Raw genomic sequence first — 4,386 nt, forward strand, 5'->3', positions numbered from 1 at the left:
GTCTCCAGGAGTTCGTTGATCGAGTAGAAGTTGCCGAGGCTCTTCGACATTTTCTGCCCTTCGACCTGCAGGAAGCCGTTGTGCATCCAGATGTTGGCCATCATTTCGGTGCCATGGGCGCAACGCGACTGGGCGATCTCGTTTTCATGGTGCGGGAAGATCAGGTCGAGGCCGCCGCCATGGATGTCGAAGACCTCGCCGAGATAGGCGGCCGACATCGCCGAGCACTCGATGTGCCAGCCCGGCCGACCCCTGCCCCATGGCGAATTCCAGCCCGGCTCCTCCGGTGACGACAACTTCCAGAGGACAAAATCGCCGGGATTTTTCTTATGCGCGTCGACGGCGACGCGAGCACCGGCCTGCTGCTCGTCGAGATTGCGCTTCGACAGCTGGCCGTAGTCGGGCATCGACGCCGTGTCGAACAGGACTTCGCCCGCAGCAACATAGGCATGGCCGCGTTCGATCAGGCTTTGAATCAAGGTGATCATGTCGACCTTGCCGTCGGCACGGGGCTCGACGAATTCGGTGGCGCGCGGCTCGACCGTCGGCTCCAGGCAGCCGAGAACCGCCACGTCGCTGTGGAACTGGTCGGCGGTCTTTTCGGTGACCCGCCTGATCGCCTCATTCAACGACAGCGTGCCGGAAGCGATCTCGCCGCCGAAATCGCGCAAAGCGCGCGCATTGATCTTGTCGTCTACGTCGGTGATGTTGCGCACATAGGTGACGTGCGTCTGCCCATAGAGATGGCGCAGCAAGCGGAACAGCACGTCGAAGACGATCACCGGCCTGGCATTGCCGATATGAGCAAAGTCGTAGACGGTCGGGCCGCAGACATACATGCGCACGTTCAGCGGATCGATCGGGACGAAATCCTCTTTCGTCCGCGTCAGCGTGTTGTAGAGGCGCAGGCCCTGCGATGCGTCGGACATTCGTGCCTTCCCGGTTCAGAACTCAATTCGACGAAGCCAGCCCTGCGCGAACGCAAATCAGGCTCCAGCCTGCTGGCCGGGGCGTTTGTCCAATCTGGGGAGAGATGAGGCGAAAACGTCCGGACCAGCGCGAGGCTAGCCAATAATGCAAATGCCACAAATGGCGAAAGACGTTTTCATGGGCGGCTTTATCGCCTTGGCTTGTGTTGCCGTCAAGTCGCAAGTTTCGGCAAAACCGTCGCTGGGTCACAGGTAATGATGCACTGAAACATTTTATTAAACATGTCGGCACAGTCATGAAACATTCGCCGGCTAGATCAGCAGGCGTCACGATTTGGTCAGAATCGGCCATCAAACGCAGACACGAAAATGTTACCAGGGAAGAGAGACATGCCCCGAACCAAGCAGGAAGCCAACCGCGCCAAGCAGCCCGCGCTGGCCAACCACTATCGCGCAATCGGCCCGGCCGCGATCGTCGCCGCCCTTCTCCATACCGCCAAGAAGAAAAAGCCGGCGCAGAAGATCGTTTCGCCCCGCGCTGCCTGAAGGGATGGGCGGCCGGCGCCAATGGCGCCAGAAATGAAGGCGCCGACGCGCGCGCCCTCTGCTAGAACAACGTCATCTGACTGTCGTCCGCGCCGGACTTCTGGCGCTTGACCTTCTCGGGCTCCGGCCCGATCTCGCCCCGCTCCTGAATCTCCGGTCCGGTGTTGGCGACCTTGTTGACGAGGTCGGAGACCGGAATTGCCTCGAAGAAATCGAGCTGTGCCGGTCGCAACAGATCGGCGACATCGCGCGGTTCGAGCGTGCGGCAATCCAGCCAACGTGCGAAATCCCTGGGATCGATCACCACCGGCATGCGGTCGTGGATATGCGCTATGTCGGCATTGGCGTTGATGGTCAGGATGGCGCCGGTGTCCATTTCCGAACCGCCCGGCTCGGCATAGGTCTCGATCAGTCCGGCGAAGGCAACCAGCCCGCCATGCCTGGGGCGTATCCAGTAAGGCTGCCCCTTCTTGCCACCGGTTTGCCGCCATTCATAAAAGCCGGACGCCGGCACCAAAGCGCGGCGATGGCGCATGGCGGCCTTGAACGACGCCTTTTCGGCAGCCCCTTCGGAGCGCGCGTTGAACAGCAGCGGAAACTCGCCTGTATCCTTCACCCAGGTCGGGATCAGCCCCCAGCGCACCAGCATTGGCTGCCGGTCCGGCAGATTGGAGCCCGGCGCCCGCGGAGGGCCGGCGACCGCCATCAGGATCGGCTGCGTCGGGGCGATGTTGTAGCGCGCCGGGAAATCCTCAAGCCCCGCCACGTCCAGAAAGGCAGCGGTCTGATCCGGCGTCGCGGTCAAGGCGAAACGTCCGCACATGGTCGATTGGTGCCCTTCGAAAGGTTCGGTTTCTGAAAGTGGCGATGGAACCGGCGTTGCGCAACCGCTAAAACTTGTCCACGCTGGCCGGTCCACAACTGACCGGCCTTCAGCCTGATTGGGAATCCATGAACGAAGCGCGCAAAATACTTCCGGCAGTCTCGGTCGCCGTCGTGCGGGCAGACACCGTGCTTCTGGTCAAGCGAGCCCGGCAACCGTCGCAAGGGCTCTATGCCTTTCCGGGCGGCAAGGTCGAGCCTGGTGAGACGCTGGAGGCAGCGGCAGAGCGCGAACTTCAGGAAGAAACCGGTTTGCGTGCCACAAATTATCGCCCGCTGCGGGAAATCCACATCGACGGCCGGGATGACAGCCACCCGGTCGATTATCTCCTCACAGTCTTCGGCGCCGCCTATGCCGGCGGCGAGGCCGTGGCCAGCGACGATGCGGAGACGGCGGCCTTCTATACGCTCAGCGAGATGGCGGCGCTGCCGCTGGCAGGCTCGGTATTCGCGGTCGCCGAAGACTTGTTGGCCCCCGGCGGAAACGCCGGACTGCTGTCCTGAAATCAACTTGCGGGCCACAAATTGTTTCGCCACAAAGACTTATGCTGTTTAGCAGAGCCACGCAGCTGGTAGAGAAGGCTTATGAATCGTCCATCCATGCTCCTCGCCGTGTGTCTTGCGGTCGGCGCGACCGTTTCGATACGGCCCGCGCTCAGCGCCGAGTCGCCGTTCGAGCCCGGGTTGATGCGGCTGGCGGAGGTTCTGGGCTCGCTGCATTTCCTGCGCAATCTGTGCGGCGAAAAGGGCGACCAGTGGCGTGTCGAGATGACAAAACTGCTCGATTCGGAAAATCCGGACGCCGAGCGGCGCGCCCGTTTCATTGCCAGCTTCAATCGCGGCTACCGCTCCTTCGGCGGCACCTATACGAGGTGCACGCCCTCGGCGACCGAAGCCATCAGCCGCTACATGAAGGAAGGCGAGACGCTGTCTCGCGACATCGCCTCGCGTTACGGCAACTAATGCATATCGCCCAAAAGTGGCTGCGGTTTTGGGAGAACGACACGCATAAAAACGAAAACCTAAAGCGCCTCGCCTGAATCCGTTCAAACGCGGCGCGCTTTAGGCACTCGCTTATCGACAACTATCCGAACCATTGCTGGGTACAGCCGATATATCGGCTTGTGCCAGGCAATATCTTGGTGCAATCCTCATGTTGCACTTCTGCAACAGTATTAACGAAACCTTACCGCGCGAAAGCGGAATTAACTCAAACTGAAGGTTTTCGCCCCGCAGGCCGCCCCAATCGGCTAAGTTTGACTCGAACTGAACGCAGCTTCGCACAAGGCAATCGGGCTTTGTAAAATATGATCAAAAAAATGTCGTATTTACAAATACTTAATTGTCCCTGCGTGTGAAATGAACAGATCAGGCCTGATCCACATCAATGGATCGCAGCTTGAAAGGGTGGACATTCGCTTATGGAACATGGTGTCAACGACATCGACGCGCTGGTCAGGGAAGAAAAACGCTTGACCGCCGTGGAAAGCCACAGCGAGGCCTGGGCGGAAGGTCTCTCCGCCGGGATAGAGCCCGAGATCATTGCCGAAGCAGCGCTCGAAACAGCCTTCGGCGAGATGTTGCGTGCCAATGGCGAGACCTCGGCCCTTGCCCTGCTCGACCGTATGCGTGAAAAGGTGATTGCTGGCGCCTTCGAACCTGAACGGCTGCGGCACTGAACCGACGTCCGGTTCTTTGACGGCAATATGCCGCTCGGGCGTCATGCCCGTAAGCAGGGAGAAACGGGCAGTGAGTTTTTCGATGTCAGGCAAGCCGCGTGGCTTGGTCCTTCGCATCTCTTTCGCCGCTTGCTGTGCCGCGATTCCCCTGGTTGTGTGTCTCGCGAGCAGCCCCGCCTATGCGCTGAGCGAAATCAAGCGCGAAGAGCTCCCCCCGACGGTCACACCGCCGGCCGACGACATGTCGCCCCCCGGAAGCACCGTGCCAATGCCCAACCCGGTCGGGACGCCGCCGCCGTCTAGCCAGCCGACTGCTCCTGCCGAAGCCGAGCCGGACAGTCCGGCGGATG

6 protein-coding genes and 1 pseudogene are annotated in these 4,386 nt (G+C 60.7%); 5 read left to right on the top strand and 2 right to left on the bottom strand.

What is annotated here, in order from left to right; all coding sequences use genetic code 11:
- The coding region (cysS, locus tag EN932_RS30215; protein ID WP_128369298.1) for a cysteine--tRNA ligase at positions 1 to 929 on the bottom strand (929 nt) is incomplete at its 3' end.
- A gap of 390 nt (positions 930 to 1,319) precedes the next feature.
- Here cysS and EN932_RS30220 point away from each other — a divergent pair.
- Entirely contained in the window at positions 1,320 to 1,475 is a 156-nt protein-coding gene (locus EN932_RS30220; RefSeq protein ID WP_013532562.1) for a hypothetical protein, read from the top strand.
- A 61-nt stretch (positions 1,476 to 1,536) separates the two neighbouring features.
- Here EN932_RS30220 and EN932_RS30225 read toward each other — a convergent pair whose 3' ends face one another.
- A complete protein-coding gene (locus EN932_RS30225; protein ID WP_127385306.1) occupies positions 1,537 to 2,298 on the bottom strand; it encodes an SOS response-associated peptidase in 762 nt (253 codons plus the stop codon).
- Positions 2,299 to 2,426: 128 nt separating this feature from the next.
- Here EN932_RS30225 and EN932_RS30230 point away from each other — a divergent pair, with 128 nt between their 5' ends.
- The 4 genes and pseudogenes from EN932_RS30230 to EN932_RS38475 all read left to right on the top strand — a co-directional run.
- Complete coding sequence (locus tag EN932_RS30230) at positions 2,427 to 2,861, top strand: NUDIX hydrolase (RefSeq protein WP_024503054.1); 435 nt, start codon at positions 2,427 to 2,429, stop codon at positions 2,859 to 2,861.
- 81 nt (positions 2,862 to 2,942) lie between these two features.
- Positions 2,943 to 3,320 (top strand): TIGR02301 family protein, encoded by a 378-nt coding sequence (locus EN932_RS30235; protein WP_013532565.1) that lies wholly within the window; start codon positions 2,943 to 2,945, stop codon positions 3,318 to 3,320.
- A 458-nt stretch (positions 3,321 to 3,778) separates the two neighbouring features.
- On the top strand, positions 3,779 to 4,036 hold the full coding sequence (locus EN932_RS30240) for a hypothetical protein (protein ID WP_008874920.1): 258 nt from the start codon (positions 3,779 to 3,781) through the stop codon (positions 4,034 to 4,036).
- A gap of 70 nt (positions 4,037 to 4,106) precedes the next feature.
- Positions 4,107 to 4,386, top strand: a pseudogene (locus EN932_RS38475) (hypothetical protein); the annotation flags it as partial.

It is taken from the genome of Mesorhizobium sp. M7A.F.Ca.US.002.01.1.1 (assembly GCF_004022955.1).
GTDB classification, from domain to species: Bacteria; Pseudomonadota; Alphaproteobacteria; order Rhizobiales; family Rhizobiaceae; genus Mesorhizobium; species Mesorhizobium ciceri.

What these genes read in the sequence shown, in the direction of transcription:
- EN932_RS30220 (WP_013532562.1), top strand. Translation starts at nt 1,320, where the DNA reads ATGCCCCGAACCAAGCAGGAAGCCAACCGCGCCAAGCAGCCCGCGCTG.
- EN932_RS30225 (WP_127385306.1), bottom strand. Translation starts at nt 2,298, where the DNA reads ATGTGCGGACGTTTCGCCTTGACCGCGACGCCGGATCAGACCGCTGCC.
- EN932_RS30230 (WP_024503054.1), top strand. Translation starts at nt 2,427, where the DNA reads ATGAACGAAGCGCGCAAAATACTTCCGGCAGTCTCGGTCGCCGTCGTG.
- EN932_RS30235 (WP_013532565.1), top strand. Translation starts at nt 2,943, where the DNA reads ATGAATCGTCCATCCATGCTCCTCGCCGTGTGTCTTGCGGTCGGCGCG.
- EN932_RS30240 (WP_008874920.1), top strand. Translation starts at nt 3,779, where the DNA reads ATGGAACATGGTGTCAACGACATCGACGCGCTGGTCAGGGAAGAAAAA.